17 protein-coding genes are annotated in these 19,077 nt (G+C 66.7%); 12 read left to right on the forward strand and 5 right to left on the reverse strand.

Annotated elements, in window-relative coordinates:
* Positions 1 to 57 precede the first annotated feature (57 nt).
* From fdhF to AC16HO_RS10310, 3 genes are read left to right on the forward strand one after another with little or no spacing between them, the layout of a single operon-like run.
* A complete protein-coding gene (gene fdhF / locus AC16HO_RS10300) occupies positions 58 to 2,895 on the forward strand; it encodes a formate dehydrogenase subunit alpha (protein ID WP_395643539.1) in 2,838 nt (945 codons plus the stop codon).
* Positions 2,892 to 3,761 carry a formate dehydrogenase accessory sulfurtransferase FdhD gene (gene fdhD, locus AC16HO_RS10305; RefSeq protein ID WP_395643540.1) on the forward strand — a complete coding sequence of 290 codons (870 nt, stop codon included), beginning with the start codon at positions 2,892 to 2,894 and terminating at the stop codon, positions 3,759 to 3,761. Before fdhF ends, fdhD begins: the two co-directional genes overlap by 4 nt.
* Complete coding sequence (locus AC16HO_RS10310) at positions 3,758 to 4,009, forward strand: formate dehydrogenase subunit delta (protein WP_395643541.1); 252 nt, start codon at positions 3,758 to 3,760, stop codon at positions 4,007 to 4,009. Before fdhD ends, AC16HO_RS10310 begins: the two co-directional genes overlap by 4 nt.
* Positions 4,010 to 4,019: 10 nt before the next feature.
* Here AC16HO_RS10310 and AC16HO_RS10315 read toward each other — a convergent pair whose 3' ends face one another.
* Positions 4,020 to 5,177: a cation:proton antiporter gene (locus tag AC16HO_RS10315; protein WP_395643542.1), complete on the reverse strand. Its 1,158-nt coding sequence runs from the start codon at positions 5,175 to 5,177 to the stop codon at positions 4,020 to 4,022.
* Between the two features lie 121 nt (positions 5,178 to 5,298).
* Between AC16HO_RS10315 and AC16HO_RS10320 the strand changes: the two genes are divergently transcribed.
* From AC16HO_RS10320 to AC16HO_RS10335, 4 genes are all read left to right on the forward strand, one after another.
* The gene (locus tag AC16HO_RS10320; RefSeq protein ID WP_395643543.1) at positions 5,299 to 6,786 is read left to right on the forward strand and encodes a WS/DGAT/MGAT family O-acyltransferase; all 1,488 of its coding nucleotides are present in this window, start codon (positions 5,299 to 5,301) and stop codon (positions 6,784 to 6,786) included.
* 18 nt (positions 6,787 to 6,804) lie between these two features.
* Positions 6,805 to 7,065, forward strand: coding sequence for a DUF3297 family protein (locus AC16HO_RS10325; RefSeq protein WP_395643544.1), 261 nt, complete (start codon positions 6,805 to 6,807; stop codon positions 7,063 to 7,065).
* A 2-nt stretch (positions 7,066 to 7,067) separates the two neighbouring features.
* Positions 7,068 to 7,334: a DksA/TraR family C4-type zinc finger protein gene (locus AC16HO_RS10330; protein WP_395643545.1), complete on the forward strand. Its 267-nt coding sequence runs from the start codon at positions 7,068 to 7,070 to the stop codon at positions 7,332 to 7,334.
* A 156-nt stretch (positions 7,335 to 7,490) separates the two neighbouring features.
* Positions 7,491 to 8,123 carry a trimeric intracellular cation channel family protein gene (locus tag AC16HO_RS10335; protein WP_395643546.1) on the forward strand — a complete coding sequence of 211 codons (633 nt, stop codon included), beginning with the start codon at positions 7,491 to 7,493 and terminating at the stop codon, positions 8,121 to 8,123.
* A gap of 6 nt (positions 8,124 to 8,129) precedes the next feature.
* Here the strand turns inward: AC16HO_RS10335 and AC16HO_RS10340 are convergent, their stop codons facing one another.
* Complete coding sequence (locus AC16HO_RS10340; RefSeq protein ID WP_395643547.1) at positions 8,130 to 9,554, reverse strand: MFS transporter; 1,425 nt, start codon at positions 9,552 to 9,554, stop codon at positions 8,130 to 8,132.
* 218 nt (positions 9,555 to 9,772) lie between these two features.
* Between AC16HO_RS10340 and AC16HO_RS10345 the strand changes: the two genes are divergently transcribed.
* From AC16HO_RS10345 to AC16HO_RS10355, 3 genes are read left to right on the forward strand one after another with little or no spacing between them, the layout of a single operon-like run.
* Entirely contained in the window at positions 9,773 to 11,185 is a 1,413-nt protein-coding gene (locus AC16HO_RS10345; protein ID WP_395643548.1) for a circularly permuted type 2 ATP-grasp protein, read from the forward strand.
* Between the two features lie 6 nt (positions 11,186 to 11,191).
* Complete coding sequence (locus AC16HO_RS10350) at positions 11,192 to 12,157, forward strand: alpha-E domain-containing protein (RefSeq protein WP_395643549.1); 966 nt, start codon at positions 11,192 to 11,194, stop codon at positions 12,155 to 12,157.
* 37 nt (positions 12,158 to 12,194) lie between these two features.
* Positions 12,195 to 12,938 (forward strand): proteasome-type protease, encoded by a 744-nt coding sequence (locus AC16HO_RS10355; RefSeq protein WP_395643550.1) that lies wholly within the window; start codon positions 12,195 to 12,197, stop codon positions 12,936 to 12,938.
* Between the two features lie 15 nt (positions 12,939 to 12,953).
* On the opposite strand, the gene bla is transcribed toward AC16HO_RS10355, so the two are convergent.
* Entirely contained in the window at positions 12,954 to 13,868 is a 915-nt protein-coding gene (gene bla, locus AC16HO_RS10360) for a subclass B3 metallo-beta-lactamase (RefSeq protein WP_395643551.1), read from the reverse strand.
* A 151-nt stretch (positions 13,869 to 14,019) separates the two neighbouring features.
* On the opposite strand from bla, the gene AC16HO_RS10365 reads away from it, so the two are divergent.
* Positions 14,020 to 15,105: a hypothetical protein gene (locus AC16HO_RS10365; RefSeq protein WP_395643552.1), complete on the forward strand. Its 1,086-nt coding sequence runs from the start codon at positions 14,020 to 14,022 to the stop codon at positions 15,103 to 15,105.
* Positions 15,105 to 15,524, forward strand: a complete 420-nt coding sequence (locus AC16HO_RS10370) for an RNA-binding S4 domain-containing protein (protein ID WP_395643553.1) — start codon at positions 15,105 to 15,107, stop codon at positions 15,522 to 15,524. Before AC16HO_RS10365 ends, AC16HO_RS10370 begins: the two co-directional genes overlap by 1 nt.
* 100 nt (positions 15,525 to 15,624) lie before the next feature.
* Here the strand turns inward: AC16HO_RS10370 and AC16HO_RS10375 are convergent, their stop codons facing one another.
* Together AC16HO_RS10375 and AC16HO_RS10380 are read right to left on the reverse strand one after the other, a co-directional pair.
* Positions 15,625 to 16,524, reverse strand: coding sequence for a transglutaminase family protein (locus AC16HO_RS10375; RefSeq protein WP_395643554.1), 900 nt, complete (start codon positions 16,522 to 16,524; stop codon positions 15,625 to 15,627).
* Entirely contained in the window at positions 16,521 to 19,046 is a 2,526-nt protein-coding gene (locus tag AC16HO_RS10380; protein WP_395643555.1) for a circularly permuted type 2 ATP-grasp protein, read from the reverse strand. The genes AC16HO_RS10375 and AC16HO_RS10380 overlap by 4 nt, the downstream gene beginning before the upstream one ends.
* Positions 19,047 to 19,077: the final 31 nt, after the last annotated feature.

Raw genomic sequence — 19,077 nt, forward strand, 5'->3', positions numbered from 1 at the left:
GGGTTGGCCGAGAGGTGCCGGCGCCGCAGACAAGCTGGTTTTGCAGGAGATTCGAAAATGCTGTCGATAGTCGAACTCGATTTCGGTACGCCCAGGTCCCGGTCCGCGCAACCCGTGGCGTTGACGATCGACGGACGCGAAGTGAGCGTGCCGGCCGGCACCTCCGTATTGCGTGCCGCGAGCGAAGCTGGCATCGCGATCCCCAGGCTTTGCGCCACCGAGCTGCTCGAGGCATTCGGATCGTGTCGCCTGTGCCTGGTCGAGATCGAAGGGCGCAAGGGCTATCCCGCCTCGTGCACGACGCCGGTCGAAGCGGGAATGAAGGTCACGACGCAGTCGGCGCAATTGCAGAAAATCCGTCGCGGCGTGATGGAGTTGTACCTGTCCGACCATGCGTCGGGCGACGAGGCCTTGCCGACCGAAATGCGCAGGATGATCGAAGCCGTCGGCGTCCGCGAGGTTCGCTACGGATTCGATGGCGCGAACCATCGGCAGGCGGTCCGGGACGAGAGCAATCCGTACTTCCGCTTCGACCCGGCCGCCTGCATCGTCTGCTCGCGCTGCGTGCGCGCATGCGACGAGCAGCAGGGCACGCTTGCGCTCACGATCGAGGGACGCGGGTTCGATTCGCGCGTCGTCGCCAGCCAGGACGAAGGCTTCATGCAGTCCGAATGCGTTTCCTGCGGTGCCTGCGTGCAGGCCTGTCCGACCACGGCGCTGACCGAGAAATCGCTGCTTGCGCAAGGTCCGGCGCAAAGCAGCACGGTCACGACCTGCGCCTACTGCGGCGTCGGCTGTTCGTTCCGCGCCGAGATGCGCGGCGAAGAACTCGTGCGCATGGTGCCGAACAAGGACGGCCACGCCAACCACGGCCATTCCTGCGTCAAGGGCCGTTTCGCGATCGGCTATGCGACGCATGCCGATCGCATCCTCAAGCCGATGATCCGCGCCCGGATCGGCGATGCGTGGCGCGAGGTGTCGTGGCAGGAGGCGATCGCGCATACGGCGTCCGAGTTCCGGCGCATCCAGGCGCAGCACGGCCGTGATTCGATCGGCGGCATCACCTCGAGCCGCTGCACGAACGAGGAGACCTACCTCGTGCAGAAGCTCGTGCGCGCCGGCTTCGGCAACAACAACGTCGATACCTGCGCGCGCGTCTGCCATTCGCCTACGGGTTACGGGCTCAAGCAGACGTTGGGCGAGTCGGCCGGCACGCAGGATTTCGATTCGGTCATGCAGGCCGACGTGATCTTCGTCATTGGCGCCAACCCCACGGACGCCCATCCGGTGTTCGCATCGCAGATGAAGCGACGCCTGCGCCAGGGGGCGAAGCTGATCGTGGCAGACCCGCGCCGCATCGATCTCGTGCGCACGCCGCACGTGCAGGCCGACTTCCACCTGTGTTTGCGCCCGGGCACCAACGTCGCACTGTTGACTTCGCTTGCGCACGTGATCGTGGGCGAGGGGCTGGTCGCCGAGGAATTCGTGCGCGCACGCTGCGAGACCGATTCGTTCGCCAAGTGGCGCGCGTTCGCCGCCGAGCCGCGCCACTCGCCCGAGGCGATGGAGAGCGTCACTGGCGTGCCGGCGGCGGACGTGCGTGCGGCCGCGCGCCTGTACGCGACCGGCGGCAACGCGGCGATCTACTACGGCCTCGGCGTGACCGAGCATTCGCAGGGTTCGACCGCGGTCATGGCCATCGCCAATCTCGCGATGGCGACCGCCAACATCGGCCGCGAAGGCGTCGGCGTGAATCCGCTGCGCGGCCAGAACAACGTGCAGGGCTCCTGCGACATGGGCTCGTTCCCGCACGAATTTCCCGGCTACCGCCATGTCGGCGACGCCGCCGTGCGCGCGAGCTTCGAGCAGGCATGGGGCGTGGCGTTGCAGGCCGAACCGGGCCTGCGCATACCGAACATGTTCGAAGCCGCGCTCGACGGCGAATTCAGGGGCCTGTACATCGAAGGCGAGGACATCGTGCAGTCCGACCCGAACACGCAGCACGTCACCGCGGCGCTGATGGCGATGGAATGCGTGGTCGTGCAGGACCTTTTCCTCAACGAGACGGCGAAGTTCGCGCATGTTTTTCTGCCCGGCTCGACCTTTCTCGAGAAGGATGGCACCTTCATCAACGCCGAGCGCCGCATCTCCCGCGTCCGCCGCGTGATGCGGCCGAAGAGCGGTCATGCCGATTGGGAGATCACCCAGTTGCTGTCGAACGCGATGGGTTATCCGATGGAGTACGCGCATCCGTCCGCGATCATGGACGAGATCGCACGCTTGACGCCGACCTTCCGCGGCGTCGACTACGCCAAGCTCGACCGCCTCGGCAGCATCCAATGGCCGTGCAACGAGGACGCGCCCGAGGGCACGCCGACGATGCACGTGCACGAGTTCGTGCGCGGCAAGGGTCGCTTCATGCTCACCGAGTACGTGCCGAGCACGGAGAAAGTCAACGCGAAGTATCCGCTGATCCTGACCACGGGCCGCATCCTCAGCCAGTACAACGTCGGCGCGCAGACGCGGCGCACCGAGAATAGCCGCTGGCACGGCGAGGACCGCCTCGAGATCCACCCGCAGGACGCCGAGGATCGCGGTATCACCGACGACGACTGGGTCGGCATCGAAAGCCGTGCGGGCCAGACCGTGCTGCGTGCGACGATCAGCGCGCGCATGCCGCCGGGGGTCGTCTATACCACGTTCCATTTCCCATTCTCGGGTGCGAACGTGATCACGACCGACAACTCCGACTGGGCGACGAACTGTCCGGAGTACAAGGTGACGGCGGTGCAGATCACGCGCGTCACCCAGCCGTCGGACTGGCAGCAGCGCTATCGCGCGTTCAGCGACAGGCAGCACGCACTGCTGGGCGAAGCCGGAGCAAACGCGGGTTGAAGGCCGACCTCGAAAAGCCGTTGCCGCGCGGCGTCGTCGCGCGCGAAGTCGAGCGCCATCGCGGCGGTGCGGTCGCGCGCGTGGGCGATGCGCTCGCCGAGGAAATTCCGGTCGCCCTGGTCTACAACGGGCGTCCGCATGCGGTGATGATGGCGACGCCGGCCGATCTGGAAGACTTCGCCCTGGGCTTTTCGCTGAGTGAAGGCATCATCGACAACGCGGCGCAGTTCGAGAACGTGGAGCCGTTCGAAGCGCTGGCCGGCATCGAGCTGCGCATCGAGATTGCTGCGGCGAAGGCCGGCCTGCTCGCGGACCGCGTGCGCGAGCTGACCGGGCGCACGGGCTGCGGACTCTGCGGGGCACAGACGCTGGAAGCGGCCGTGCGCCACCCGCCGGCGGTGGCCGTGGCGCCCGTGGTGCATGCGGCCGCGCTGCGCCGCGCGCTGGCGCGGATGCCTCAATTGCAGGTCGTCAACGCGGCGACCGGTGCGGTGCACGCAGCCGCGTGGGCCGATGCCGACGGCCGCGTCGCGCTGTTGCGCGAGGACGTCGGCAGGCACAATGCGCTGGACAAGCTGATCGGCGCGATGCAGCGCGGCGGCATCGACGCGCGCACGGGTTTCCTCGTCGTGACCAGCCGCGCCAGCTACGAGATGGTGATGAAAGCGGCAACGGTCGGCATCGGATTTCTCGTCGCGATTTCGGCGCCGACCGCGCTTGCGCTTGCGCTCGCGCGCGAGGCCAACGTCACGCTTGTCGGCTTCGCGCGCGCCGACGGCTACGGCGTCTATGCCCATGGCCAGCGCCTGGTCGCCGACGCCGCGACGGCGCGAGCGGGCAATTTCCACGGGGGACACGACATATGACCATGCAGCAACACGACGCCGCGGCGGCATTGGTGAAGATGGCGAACGACATCGCCGACTATTTCCGTTCCGAGCCACAGCGCGAGCTCGCGGTCGAAGGCATTGCCAACCACATCGCGCGCTACTGGGAACCGCGCATGCGCAAGAAGATTCTCGCCTACCAGGCCGAACACGGCGGCGAAGGGCTCAACGAGCTCGCCCGCGCGGCGATTGCCCGGCTTGCGCAGAGGCAAGGGCCGTCGGCGTAGCGGCCGGCGCTCAGCGGGCGTCGGGTGTGCGCCGCAACAGCAGTGCGAGCAGCGGCGGGGTGACGACCGAGGTAAGCAGCGACATCGCCACGATCAGCGCGTAGGTGCGCGGCGAGAACACGCCGGCGGCAAGGCCGAGGCTGGCGATCACCACGCCGACTTCGCCGCGCGGCATCATGCCTACGCCGACGACCAGCGCGCCACGCCGACCCAGTGCTAGCGCGCCGAGACCGCCGCCGACCAGTTTCGAGACCAGCGCAATCAGCGTCACGAGCGCCAGCGTGAGCAGCGCGTCAGTCGAGGCGAGTTGCTCAAGTTCGACCTTCGCGCCGGTGAGTACGAAGAAGAACGGCGTCATCAGCATGAGCAGCGGCTGGGTGTCGTGTTCGAACTTCTTGCGCTGCGGCGTCTCCGAGACAACCATGCCGGCGAGAAACGCGCCGATGATCGCGGCGAGGCCGAACCGGGTCGAGAGGAAGGCCAGGCCCAGGCACAGCGCGAGCGCCGCAGGCAGCAGGTCGATCTCGCGCGCGGCCAGCTTCGGCGCCGAGCGTCGTGCGAGGCGGGTGCCGAACAGTCCGATCAGGACGACGAATCCGATCGCTTCGGCGAGCACAATGGCGAGCTTGCCCAGGTGCACGTCCTCGCCGGTCTGCAATGCGGTGACGATGCCGAGCAGCAGCATCGCGAGGATGTCGTCGATCACCGCGGCGCCGAGGATGACGCGCGACTCCTCGCGCTGCAATACGCCGAGTTCCTGCAGGACGCGCGCAGTGATGCCGGCCGAGGTGGCGACGAACGCCGCGGCGGTGAACAGCGATTTGGCCCAGTCGTAGCCGGCGCCGTGCGCCCACAGCGAGCCGAGCAGGAACGGCACGATCACGCCGAGCAGGCCGACGAGGAAGGCGCTGCGGCCGACCCGTTTCATCTCCTCGATGCGCGTTTCCAGGCCGACCGAAAACAGCAGCAGCACCACGCCGATCTCGGACAGCACCTCGAGCGGCTCCGAAGGCGCGATCCAGCCCAGCACCGAGGGGCCGATCGCGCAGCCGGCGAGGATTTCGCCGACCACGCCGGGCAGTTTGATCGCACGTGCGAGCCAGGCGCCGGCCTGCGCCGCGACGAAAACGATGAACAGGCTGAGCAGGATGTCGTGGCCGTGCTGCATTCGTGTTGCCTTTTTCCCGATGAGGCCGGATGCTACGCGAAGCATAGCGGATAGTGCGGGCAGGAAGCCCGCTCTTCGACTTCGCCCGCACGGAGGCGAGCAAAAACAACGGGGAGAGGCAATGCCGGCAGCGTTACGCAAGGCGCGCGAAACCATGGCCAAGGTCGACACGGCCTGGCTGCGCATGGAAAGCCCGACCAACCTGATGATGATCTCCGGCGTGCTGATTTTCTCCGAACGCCTCGATCCGGTCCGGCTCAAGCAATTGATGCAAGAGCGGTTTCTCGCCTACCCGCGCTTCCGCCAGAAGGCCGTCGACACGGTCAGCGCCACGTACTGGGAAACCGACCCCGATTTCGACATCGACTGGCATGTGCGCATCGCCGCACTGCCGGGCAAGGCCGACAAGATCGAGCTCGAGAAATTCGTCAGCGAACTCGCATCGACCCCGCTCAATCACGCCAGGCCGTTGTGGCAGTTCCACCTCGTCGACAACTACGCGCCAAGCGGCGAAATGGGCGGCAGCGTGCTGATCGCGCGCATCCATCATTGCTACGCCGACGGCATGGCGCTGGTGCAGGTGCTGCTGTCGCTGACCGACGCGAGCCCGTCGCCGAAGCGGCGCAAGGAGCTGACCAGGGTCTGGCTGAAGAAGGACCAGGGCAGCGTGTTGCAGCGCCTGCTCGCACCGGCCGGAGCCGGCCTGTCGCAAGCGCTGGCACTCGGGGAGAAGGCATTGGAGAAGGGCAGCGAGTTGCTCGCGAATCCCGACCTTGCCGCCGCGCTCGCGAAGGACGGCGGCGAGATCGCACGCGAGCTTGCGGTGGCGTTGACCCTGGCCGACGATCCACCGACCGCGTTCAAGGGCGTGCTCGGCCAGGTCAAGCGCGTCGCCTGGGCCGAGCCGATGCCGCTGGACGAAGTGAAAGTCGTCGGCAAGGCGCTCGGCTGCACGGTCAACGACGTGCTGCTCGCCTGTGCCGCCGGCGCACTGCGCGCGCACCTGCGCGAGGTCGGCGACGAGGTCGACGGGCTGACCATTCGCGCGACCGTGCCGGTCAACCTGCGTCCGCTGGAACATGCGAAGAAGCTCGGCAACCATTTCGGCCTGGTCTTTCTCGATCTGCCGATCGGCGAGGCCAATCCGCTGCGCCGGCTCGAGCGCATCGCCGCGAGCATGCGCGAGCTGAAGAAGTCGAAGCAGGCCGCGCTGACCTTCGGCCTGCTCTCGGTGGTCGGCATGGCGCCGGCCGCGATCCAGCGCGTCGCGCTGGAACTGTTTTCGCGCAAGGCCTCGACCGTCGCGACCAACGTGCCCGGCCCGCAGATGCCGCTCTACCTCGCCGGCTGCAAGGTCGACGAGCTGATGTTCTGGGTGCCGCAGTCGGGCTCGATCGGCATGGGCCTGTCCATCCTCTCCTACAACGGCAACGTCCACTTCGGCCTGATCGTCGACGGCAAGCGTGTGCGCGATCCGGAGCCGATCGTGCGGCGTTTCGCGCCCGAGTTCGAGAAGCTCGCGCTGATCACGCTGATGGAAGATTGGCAGGACGTTATCGCCGCAGCCGATGCGCAGGCGACGCTGGCGCACTACAATTTGCGCACCTGATTCAAACCGGACCTGCCCATGAGCGATGCGCCTCCCGATCATCTCTGCAACGATCCACGCAGCAAGTACTACGACGAGGCCGTTCTCTCGCGGGGCATCGGCATCCGCTTCAACGGCGAGGAGAAGACCACTGTCGAGGAATACTGTGTCAGCGAAGGCTGGGTGCGCATGGCGGTGCCGCGCGCGCTCGACCGCCGCGGACGGCCGATGACGCTGAAGTTCAGCGGCAAGGTCGAGGCGTATTTTCTCAATGCCGAAGCGGAGCCGGGGGAGGCCTGACCATGGCCACCGGGTGGGCCGGCGACGGCGCCGTGCAGGACCAGATCGACGCGACGGTCGCGGACGCGGTCAAGCGCGCACGCAGCCGCAAGCCGCGCGGCCCCGGCCTGAAACAGTGCGAGGAATGCAAGGCGTCGATTCCAGAGGCCCGGCGCGCCGCCGTGCCCGGTGTGCGCCTGTGCGTCGCCTGCCAGTCGGAACGCGACAAGGCCGATGCTGCGTTCAGCGGCTACAACCGGCGCGGCAGCAAGGACAGCCAGTTGCGCTGAGTCTGTGCATGCACGACGATTTCCGCTGCAGACGAAATACGCTCGAACGGAGTTTCGTTTGCTTGCCGGGAGTATCGGCATCGACGATCCGCGCGCCGACACGGTAGGCTGTTCTTGCGCCGTCAAGGTGCACTTCGGGGGAACTGCTTGAACGCAATGACGACGCGAGCGCGCTGGAGCGCTGCACAAATTCTGTACGCTCTCGATCTCGCCGGCGTCGCCGTGTTCGCGGTCTCGGGCGCGCTTGCAGCCGGGCGTGCCGGGCTGGACTGGTTCGGCGTGATCGTGCTCGCGACCCTGCCGGCAATCGGTGGCGGCACCTTGCGCGACCTGCTGCTCGGGCGCCAGCCGATCTTCTGGGTCGCCGATTCGACCTATCCGTGGGTGATCTGCGCGTCGGCGGTCGCGACGATCATCTACACGAGTTTCCTGCCGGTGCCGGCGCATGCGCTTCTCGTCGCCGACGCGCTCGGTCTCGCCCTGTTCGCGATCACCGGCGCGCAACTCGCCGAACGCACCGGGCACGCGCCGATCATCGTGGTGATGATGGGCACGATGACCGGCGTTGCCGGCGGCGTACTGCGCGACGTACTCGGCGGTACCGTGCCGATGATATTGAAGAAGGACATCTATGCCACGGCGGCAATCGCGGGGATCGTGCTCTACCTCGTCGTGCAGCGGCTCGGGCTGGATCGGCGCTGGGCGATGGGGTTGGGCCTGATCGTCGTGGTTGCGCTGCGCCTGCTCTCGGTGGTGTGGAACTGGCAGTTGCCGACCTACAAGCTTTGATCGCGATCATGCCGCGGCCGAGCGCGGCACGCGCCAGAACACCGCCGACGACAACATCGTGATGATGCCGAGGATGAGCATGGTCGCCTGGAATGCGCCGACGTAAGCTGCACCCTGCGTGGCGCCCGCAGGCAGGAACAGCGCCATCAGCAGCGAGCCGAAGGCGATGCCGAAGCTGATCGACAGGTTCTGCGCCGTACTCGACATGGAAGAGCCCATGCTCGCCTGCGCCGGCGCGAGATCGACGAAGCCGAGCGTATTGACCGCGGTGTACTGGATCGACATGACCATGCCGAATACGAACACCTGGGTGCACAGGCGCCAGACCGGCGTGGCCGCATCGAAGGTCGCGAACGACAGGATCATCAAGCCGGCGAGCGTGGTATTGACGATCAGTACGCGCCGGTAGCCGAAGTGGCGGATGATCGCGGCGACGAAGAACCGCGTCGACAGCATCGCGATCGCCTGCGGCGTCTGCAGCAGACCGGCCACTACCGGCGAATGGCCGAAGCCGACCTGGAACAGCAGGGTGAGCAGGAAGTAGACGCCGCCGACGCCGAGGCGAGTGGTGAAACTGCCGTTGATGCCGATGCGGAAGCTGCGCACGCGCAGCAGGTGCAGGTCGACGATAGGCTGTGCAATGCGCAGGCTGCGCCAGACGTATACGGCCAGCAGAATGGCCGCGGGCAAGCCGATCAGCACGGTCTGCGCGTAGCGCGCTTCGATCACCTGTTCCAGTGCCCACGACAGGCCGCCGACGCCTAGGCCGAACAGGACGAAGCCGGCGAAGTCGAGCGGCACGCTTGCGGACGCGCGGTAGTCGGGCATGTGTCGCCGCGTCATCCACAGGCCGATGAGGCCGAACGGCAGGTTGACGAAGAAGATCATGCGCCACGACAGCCAGGTCGAGAACAGGCCGCCGAGGAACGGCCCTATCGCCGGCCCGATCAGGCCCGGGATGGTCGCGTACGCCATCGCGCCGACGAACTCGGCTTTGGAAAAGCTGCGCAGGATCGCGAGCCGCCCGACCGGCATCATCATCGCGCCGCCGAAGCCCTGCAGCACGCGTGCGGCAACGAGCATCGGCAAGCTTGCCGCCATGCCGCAGGCGAGCGAGCCGGTGGTGAAGATCGCGATCGCCGCCCAGAACACGCGGCGCGTGCCGAAACGGTCGGCCAGCCATGAGCTCAGCGGGATGAACACCGCGAGGCTCAGGGTGTAGCTGATCAGCGCGGTCTTGATTGACAGCGGGGTGACGGCCAGTGCGGTGGAGATGCTCGGCGCCGCCGTATTGACGATCGTCGAGTCCAGCATCTGCATGAAGAACGAGAACGCGATCAGCCAGAGCAGGGTGCGCTTGGCACGGGCGTCCAGGGTCGGGGCGGAGTCCGCCGGGGCGACATCGGGCGCGAGCGGGTTGGGTCGATCCATGGCCGCGCATTGTCGCATGGTGCGATGCGGGACGAATCGTTTCCACCGAATCGGCATGGGCGCGTTCGACCGGCACGGATGCTTCCCGCTGCGGTCTGTCGGCATGAATTTTTCTGCTTGACGAAGCCCGAATAGTTTGTTGCACTGCAAGAGCCGACGTGTACCGCACGTTATGCGCGGGAACGGTACGGCGTTCCCGCGAACGACAAAGGAAACGCATGCCGGTCAGCTACGACGAGATGTTCGATGGGAGTGGTGCGGCACGGCCGCACTACGGCGGTTTCGACGGTTGGCTGCGCATCACGCCGCAGGAGCGGCTCGAGCAGAAGCGGCGCGAGGCGGAGCTGCTGTTCCACCGCGTCGGCATCACGTTCGCCGTCTACGGCGAGAAGGAGGGCGCCGAGCGCCTGATCCCGTTCGACATCGTGCCGCGCATCATCCCGCGCGACGAATGGCGCATGCTCGACGCCGGCTTGCGCCAACGGGTCAAGGCGCTGAACCTGTTCCTGCACGACGTCTACCACAGCCAGGAGATCCTCGCCGCGGGCAAAGTGCCGAGCGACTTGATCCTCAACAACGCCGAGTACAAGCCGGTGATGCGCGGCATGGACGTGCCCGGAGGCATCTACTCGCACATCTCCGGCGTCGACATCGTGCGCGCGGGTGCCGGCGAGTACTACGTGCTCGAGGACAATCTGCGCGTGCCCTCGGGCGTGTCCTACATGATCGAGAACCGGCGCATGATGATGCGCCTGTTCCCCGAACTGTTCGCAGCGCATGCGGTCGCGCCCGTGGAACACTATCCCGACCGCCTGCACGACGTGCTGCGCTCGGTCGCGCCCGAGGGCGTCGACGAGCCGGTCGTGGCCGTGCTGACGCCGGGGTTCCACAACTCGGCGTACTTCGAGCATGCTTTTCTCGCCCAGCAGATGGGTGTCGAACTGGTCGAAGGCCAGGATCTGTTCGTGCGCGACGACACCGTCTACATGCGCACCACGCGGGGCGCGCAGCGCGTGCATGTGATCTACAGACGCATCAACGACGATTTTCTCGATCCGACCGTGTTCAACCCCGACTCGATGCTCGGCGTGCCGGGCATTTTCGCCGCCTACAAGGCCGGCCGGGTGACGCTCGCGAACGCGATCGGCGCCGGCATCGCCGATGACAAGTCGGTATACCCCTACGTGCCCGAGATGATCCGCTTCTATCTCGGCGAGGAACCAATTTTATACAATGTTCAAACGTATAAATTGCGCGATGCGGACGATCTTGCCTATGCGCTCGATCATCTGTCCGAGCTGGTCGTCAAGGAGGTTCACGGTGCCGGCGGCTACGGCATGCTGGTCGGTCCGGCGTCGACGAAGGAGCAGATCGCCGAATTCCGCCAGCGCATCCTCGCCGAGCCGGCCAAGTACATCGCGCAGCCGACGCTGGCGCTGTCCTCGTGCCCGACCTACGTGACCAGCGGGCTGGCGCCGCGGCACGTCGACTTCCGCCCGTATGTGCTCAGCGGCAGGGAGATCCACATCGTGCCCGGCGGGCTGACTCGCGTGGCGCTGGCCGAAGGCTCGCTCGTGGTCAACTCCTCGCAGGGCGGGGGCACCAAGGACACCTGGGTTCTGGAGGGCTGATCGATCATGCTGTGCAGAACCGCAAACGACCTGTACTGGACCTCGCGCCATATCGAGCGCGCCGAGAACACCGCACGCCTGATCGACGTTACCCATCGCATCGCGCTGCTGCCCGAGCGCCTCGACCCGCGGCGCCACGACGCCGGCACCTGGCGGCGCGCGCTCGATGCTCTCGACCTCGTGCAGGAGTACTCGCGCCTCAACGGGCCGATCGTGGCGCAGAAAGTGTTGCGTTACCTGTGCCTGGACGCGACCAATCCGTCGTCGATCTATTCGTGCATCCGCGCCGCGCGCGAGTCTGCGCGCGCGCAGCGTGGCGCGATCACGCTGGAAATGTACGAAGATCTCAACACCTCGTGGCTGGAGATGCGCAAGCTTAGCACCGAACGGTTCGAGGACGAGGGCGTGCCGCGTTTCGTCGAGTGGGTGAAGACGCGTTCGGCCTCGTTTCGCGGCATGACGGTCGGCACGATGGGGCGCGACGCGGCTTACCACTACCTGCAGCTCGGCACCTTCCTCGAGCGCGCCGACTGGGGCGTGCGCCTGATGGACGTGAAGTATTCGGGGCCGTCGACCGAGGAGGCAGGCGATGCGCGTTCGGCGGTCGGTTACTACCAATGGAGCGCACTGCTGCACGCGCTGTCGGCGATGGAAACCTATCGCCGCCACTATCGCGAGACGATAACGCCCGAACGCGTGGCCGAACTTATGATCCTCAATCACGATTCGCCGCGTTCGCTCGCCACCTGTACCGGCGTCGTACACAAGACGCTGATCGCGCTTGCCGGGCCGGGCAACCACGAGGTCGTGCGCCAGGCCGGCGCGCTGATGGCAGAGACGCGCTATGGCTGCATCGACGACCTGCTCGCGCAGGGCATGGAAGTCTGGCTGCAACGCGTGATGACGCGCCTGTTCGCCTTGGCGCAACAGGTCGATCGACATTTCCTGCTCACTCCCGAAGCGGTGATGTAAACTTCGCGCCCGACACAATCTCGCTTGCGGATCGCCGATGACGTACTGCGTTGCGATGAAGCTCGACGCCGGCATGGTGTTCGCGTCCGACACGCGCACCAATGCGGGCGTCGACAACATTTCCCGCGTCGACAAGATGCATGTGTTTTCGAAACCGGGCGAGCGCGTCATCGTCGCGCTCTCGGCGGGCAACCTGTCGATCACGCAGAACGCGATCAACCAGATCGAGCGCACCGCGAAAGAAAACCCCGATGCGCCGAACATCTACACGGTGACTTCGCTCTACGATGCCGCCGAACTCGTCGGCAACACGCTGCGCGAGGTGCGCCAGCGCGAGGGCGAGTACCTGCGCCTACAGAACATCGACTCGTCGGCGAGCTTCATTGTCGGCGGTCAGGTCGTCGGCGAAGCGCCGCGCCTGTTCCTGATCTATGCCGAAGGCAATTTCATCGAATCCTCGAGCGAAGCGCCATTTTTTCAGAACGGCGAGATCAAATACGGCAAGCCGGTGATAGACCGCGTGATCTCGCCCGGCCTCGCGCTTGCCGACGCGATCAAGCTGACCCTGGTTTCGTTCGATTCGACGATGCGCTCGAACATCTCGGTCGGCCTGCCGATCGACCTGCTCGTCTATCCGGTCGACAGCCTCGACGCGCGTGGCCAGCACCGCATCGAGGAAGCCGATCCGTATTTCCGCAAACTCGGCATGCTGTGGAACGAAGGCCTCAAACGCGCGTTCGCGAGTATTCCGGTGCCGGATGGATTCGTGCCTAAGCCCTGAGCGGATCGCGCGCGGTCAGCGCGCCTGCGCTTCCGTTTTTTCCTTGGCGATGCGCTCGTCCAGCATCTTTTCGTAGTCTGCGGCGAAACGACGGCAGGCTTGTGTATCGATCATCGGATTCGGTTCGCGCCGCAGCGCGAGTTTCGCCAGGCGCGCGTCGGAGCCCGAGGCTTCGAGATGCGTGGAGACGAGGATGTCGCAGGGAAGATTCGCAACCGTGTGGATACTCTTGCGGAACGACGCGGTGAGATCGCCGTGGGTCGCGTCGGCGAGAAAGTGGAATCCGTCGGAGGCATAGGCCGAGATGCTGTCGGAATAAACCACATCGAGGCACGTGCCGTTTTCGCAGGATTTCCAGGTCCAGGTCGTGCTGCCCGGCGTGTGCCCCGGCGTGAAATGCGCGGTGATCGCCGTGTCGCCGAGGCGCATGGCTTCGCCGTCGGCGATCTCGCGCACGCGCGCGGCAGCGGGGAAGGTGGCGTCTGCAGTGTCGGAAGCCTGCGGATCGTCGGCGGCGACATGGCCTTCGCGCAGCGCCTTCGCGCCCGACGGGCTAGCGATCGCGGTCGCGCCGCTGTCGCGCACCAACGCGGCGATGCCGCCGGCATGATCGAAATGCGCGTGCGAATTGAGCACGTACTTGATGTCCTTGAGCTTGAAACCGAGCTTGGCGATGTTCGCCTCGACCAGCGGCGCCGACTGCGGCAGCCCGACATCGAGCAGGATCAGCCCGGCGCCCGTGTCGACGAGCAGGGCGCTGATACCCTCGCTGCCGACGTAGTAAGTGTTGCCGTAAATGCGGATCGGCGCGTGGGCGCGGGTCCACTCCGGCTTGCCGGGCATCGGCCGGGTCAGCGGATCGGGCGAATCGGCGGGGGCGGTCGAGAGCGCGAGGGTGCCGAGAAACACGATGGAAAACGCGTTGGGCATGGTCTGGTCCGTTCGGGGCAGGGTCGAAAGCGCGATGGTGAGCGAGGATTGTGGCGACCTGCGGGCGAATTCCGGGCCGCCGCGCATTTTCGCACGGCGTGGCGAAGTGCCGCCGGTTTCATCGGCCATTGCGCCGCGTGATAATGCCGCGGTGCCTACCCGCATTTTCACCAGATTCCGCGCCGGCCCCATGCGCCGCCGCCTGCCCGTGCCGGCGCAAATCCTGGCCGGATGCCAGCTGGTGTTGCTGTGCGCGGCGGCTAGTATTGCGGCTCCTCCGGCCGGGCTGCAGAAGGGGGTCGTGTTCGATCACTATTCGGCATTGGCGGATAACACGGAGTTGATCGATCGCCTCTTCCGCCCGCTGCTCGCGCGGCGGATGCGCGAAAAACTTGCTGCCGCGGGGCTGGGCGCGGACGGGCAGAGCATCGACCTTGCGCGCGAACATTTCGCCTTGTACGTGCCAACCAATGCGCCGGCGTCGGGCAAGTTCGGCCTGCTCGTGTGGATTTCGCCGTTCGATGCCGCGGCAATTCCTTCGGCGTGGCTGCCGGTACTGGACAAACACTCGACGATCGTCGTGACCGCGGCCGGCTCGGGCAATGCCGCGAACGTCTATTCGCGCCGCATTCCGCTGGCCATGCTCGGCTACGCCAACGTGGCGAAGGCCTATTCGATCGATCCCGCGCGCACCTATGTCGGCGGATTGTCCGGCGGTTCGCGCGTGGCCCTGCGTGTCGCGCTGGCCTTTCCCGATGTGTTCCACGGCGCACTGCTCAACGCCGGCAGCGATTCGTTCGGCACCGCGGTATTGTCGCCGCCAGAGGCTGAGCTGTTCCGCCAGTTCGAGGAAGGCACGCGTCTCGTCTACGCCACCGGCAGCCGCGACGAGGAAAATCTGGCCATCGATGCGCACAGCCGCGAATCAGCGCGCGACCTGTGCATCACCGACCTGCACACCGAGGAGATGCGCGGCCGCGGTCACGACTGGATCGATGCTTCCACGCTCGATCGCGCGCTGACGAATTTGTCGGCACCGCGCACGATCGACGCCGGGTTGGCCGCATGTCGCGAACGGCGCGCGCGCGAGATCGATGCGCAATTGCACGACATCGAAATGCTGATCGCCGCAGGCAACAAACGCGAGGCACGAGATCGCCTGCAGCGTCTCGACGAACGCTGCGGTGGCCTCGCCGCACCGCGCAGCGTGGAACTGGAAAACAGGAGCAATCCGTGATGGCAGATATTTCCGTTGTCACTGCGGCGAATGTGCCCGGCGTGCGTCTCGACCTGTGGCTGTGGGCCGCGCGTTTCTTCAAGACGCGCGCTCTGGCGAAGAAGTCGATCGAAGGCGGCAAGGTGGAAGTGAATCAGGCCGCGGGCAAACCATCGAAGCCGGTGCATGTCGGTGACCGACTCCATATCGCGCGTGGTGAAGAACGCTTCGAGATCGAGGTTGTCGCGCTTGCCCACCAACGCGGTTCAGCAGCGCAGGCACAGTTGCTCTACCGTGAAACCGAAGCCAGCCGCAGCGCGCGTTTGGATGCAGCGGAACGCCGCCGTCTCGAACGCAGCGGCTACGCCAGGCCGCCGACCAAGCCGGACAAGCGCGCGCGCCGCCTCATCATCGCGCTGGGGGATATCGATGCGATGTAGGAGCGGTGCCGATGAATATGCAGGTGGGTCGACTGGCCAGACCTGCAGGCTTTGGAAGACTCGAAATTCAAGACTTGACGCTCGGCGCGCGCAGAAGACTTCACTTCGCCACCGGCACCACGGTCACGCGCACGTCCAGCTCATGCGCACCGCCGCCGAGGATGATGCCGCGCAGCGGCGAGACGTCGCCGAAGTCGCGGCCCCAGGCGAGCGTGATGTGGCCGTCGCCGGGGCGCATGTCGTTGGTCGGGTCGAAGTCGATCCAGCCGTGCTTGGGGCAGTGCACGGACGCCCAGGCGTGCGAGGCGTCGGCACCGACGAGGCGCGGCTGCCCCGGCGGCGGCGTGGTCAAGAGGTATCCCGAGACGTAGCGCGCGGCGAGGCCGAGCGAGCGCAGGCAGGCGATCATCAGGTGCGCGAAGTCCTGGCAGACGCCGTGGCGGTTCTCGAGCACTTCGGCAACGGGCGTGGCGATCTGGGTCGCGTTCGCATCGAAGCGGAATTCGCGATGGATGCGTTGCATCAGCCGCGCGCAGGCGCGCAGCAGCGGCGTGCCGGCCGCGAACTGCGCGCGCGCGAAGTGCGCGATGTCGCTGTTCCAGCGCACGTAGGGAGATTCGAATCGGTAGCGGTTCGCGTCGAGCGCGGCCGCGGTCGGCAGGTGGCCGCCGCGGTAGGCGAGAGCGGCGACGGCATCTTCCCAGGATGGCGAGTCGTCGAGATCGAATGCCGCGGTGCGCGCATCGATCTCGATATCCATTTCCGCGGCGACGAGCAGTTCGCGATGCGGCGTGTCGATTTCGAGGCGCGTGAGCGGATTGCCGAAGCCGTCGATTTCCTCGACCCGGTGCGTCGGTGCTGGTTCGATGCGCAGGCGATGGCCGTGGCAGCGCTGGTACGGCAGCGTTGGTGGCATCAGGTGCAGCGCCTGGTGCGAAACCGAAACGACGCTGTCGTAGCGGTATTCGGTTTCGTGGTGGATGACGTAGCGCGCGCTCATGCGGACAAGGTCGCGCGGCTCGCTGCCGCGACGTGGCTGAAATGGTGAAATGCGATCGAGTCCGAGGCGTGGCGCGCGTGCGCGGCGATGTCGGCCAGCATCGTCGCGGTGCCCGCGATCGCATCGCGTTGGCCGGGTTCGCCGAACAGCGCGGGCTCGAGCGTGGACAGGTCGAGGGCGTCGAGCTGTGCACGCATTTGCTCGAATTCAGCGGCGCTAGCGCTGCCGAACGCGGCATCGACGCGGCGCAGATGCTTGCCCAGTTCGTAGATCTGGAAATGCAGCGAATGCGGGTTGGCCGGGTCGCGGACAATCAGGTCGAGCACGGGAATCAACTGTGGAGCCGATAGATACCGCATGCGGTAGGTGATCGTCGAATCGGCGAGTTCGAGCAGCCATTCCAGCGTTGCGCTGTCCGCCGGTGCCTGTTGCAGGGCGCAGGCGAGCACGTCGGCGAGGAACTGCAGGCGTTCGATGCGCCTGCCAATCATGAGGAAGCGCCAGCCGTCGTCGCGGGTCATGTCGTCGAGGGCGAAGCCGGACAGCGCGGAAACTTCCATCAGCAGGCGGTTGAGCAGTTCGAGCGCGTTGCCGAAATCGAGCCGTTCGCGATCGAGCGCCTGCGCCTCGCGCTGCACTTCGAGCAGGCCGCGCCAGTTCTCGCTCGACAGGCGGCCGCGTACTTGACCCGCGGACCAGAGCAGGCGGCTGAGGACGCCGGCAAGGCTGTATGGCGCGGACGTGTCGGTCAGCGCATCGATCAGCGCGGCACGCAGCGGCCTCGTGTCGCCCTCGATCAGGCGCACGCGGCGGCAGGCGGCGAGCGCGGCCTCGAAGGCGGCGGTGTTCGCGGCGCTCGTGTCTATGCAACGCGAGAGGACGACGCGCAGCAGGCGCGTGTAGTTGTCGCCGCGTTCGGAGTAGCGGCCGAGCCAGAACAGGTTTTCGATCAGGCGCGAGGGCAGAAAGTCGTCGCGGCGCACGATGTCGGCGGCGCGCAGCTCGCGCCGGCGCGGCGCGTCGATCATGGCTTCGCCATCGGCGAGTACCCAGGTGTCCTTGCTGCCGCCACCGCGCTGCATCGAAACGATGCGCGCCGCCGCTTTCGCCGCGATGCGCGACAGCGCCCCGGGCATCACCGTGTACTCGCCCTTGCCTGTCGCGATCGCGAATACCCGCATGCTGACCGCGCGTGGCGCGATCTGCGCCTGCGTCGGACCGCGTTGCCAGACCGGCGCCTGCGACAGGTCGACGAGTTCCTGTGCCACCCATGTCGCAGGTTCGGCCTCGATGCGGGCGCGCAGTTCGGCCAGCCGGCTGCGCGGCAGGCTCGGCCCGAACACGGCTTCGACGCGGCGTGACGGCGACGCGGGCTTGAGGACGAGGCGATCGAGTCCGGCCAGCGCTTCCTTGCGCACCGGCGCCTCGCCGCACCACCAGGTGGCGACCGAAGGCAGCGCGAGCGGTTCGCCGCGCAGACGCTCGCAGATCTTCGGGAAGAAACCGAGCAGCCCGGGCGATTCGAGCACGCCGGTGCCGAGCGCGTTGGCGATCAGCACGCGCCCCGCGCGCGCGGCGGCGGCGAGGCCGGGCACGCCGAGCGTGGAATCGCCGCGCAGCTCGAGCGGATCGCACCAGTCGTCGTCGACGCGGCGCAGGATCGCATGCACGCGCTTCAAGCCGCCGAGCGTCTTCATGTACGCCGTGTCGGCGCGCACGGTAAGGTCGTAGCCTTCGACCAGCGGCACGCCGAGTGCGCGCGCGAGGTAGACGTGTTCGAAATAGGTTTCGTTGAAACGTCCGGGTGTCAGCAGCACGACGAGCGGCGTTTCCCCGGCGGCGACGGGTGCGGCCGATTGCAGCGTCGTCTGCAGCGCACGCAACGTAGCGGAAAGCTCGCGCACGCGCATGTCGTGGAACAGGTCGGAGTACGCGCGCGAGATGATCTGCCGGTTTTCGAGCGCGTAGCCCAGGCCCGACGGTGCCTGCGTGCGATCGGCGATGACCCACCAGGTGCCGTCCGGCGCGCGTGCGAGGTCGGCGGCGTAGACGTGCAGATAGGTGCCTCCCGGCGGTGCGCCGCGCTGGCAGGGCCAGAGAAAATTCTCATGGCCGAAGATCAGTTCCGGCGGTAGCAGTCCCTCGGCGAGCAAGGCTTGTGGCCCGTACAGGTCGGCGAGCACCGCGTCGAGCAGCGCGGCGCGCTGGGCGATACCCGCGGCGAGGTGCTGCCATTCGGTGGCACCGATGATCTGCGGCAGCAGGTCCAGTACCCACGGGCGATCGGTGCCCTTGGCGTCGGCGTAGACGTTGTAGGTGACCCCGTTTTCGCGGATTTGGCGTTCGACCAGGTCGGCGCGCGCGCGCATCTGCGCCGGATCGGCGCGCTCGATCGCTGCGAGCATGCGCCGCCACGGCGCGCGCACGCCGCCGTCGGCGTCGAACAACTCGTGATAGTGCTGCGGATCGCGATGGTAGGCGTTGAGCAGGGGCGGCACGGCGTCGTCGATCAGCTCGGTCATGGGGTTCGCTGGGCTCACGAGGCGTGTGCTC

This window comes from Rudaea sp., from assembly GCF_057139185.1.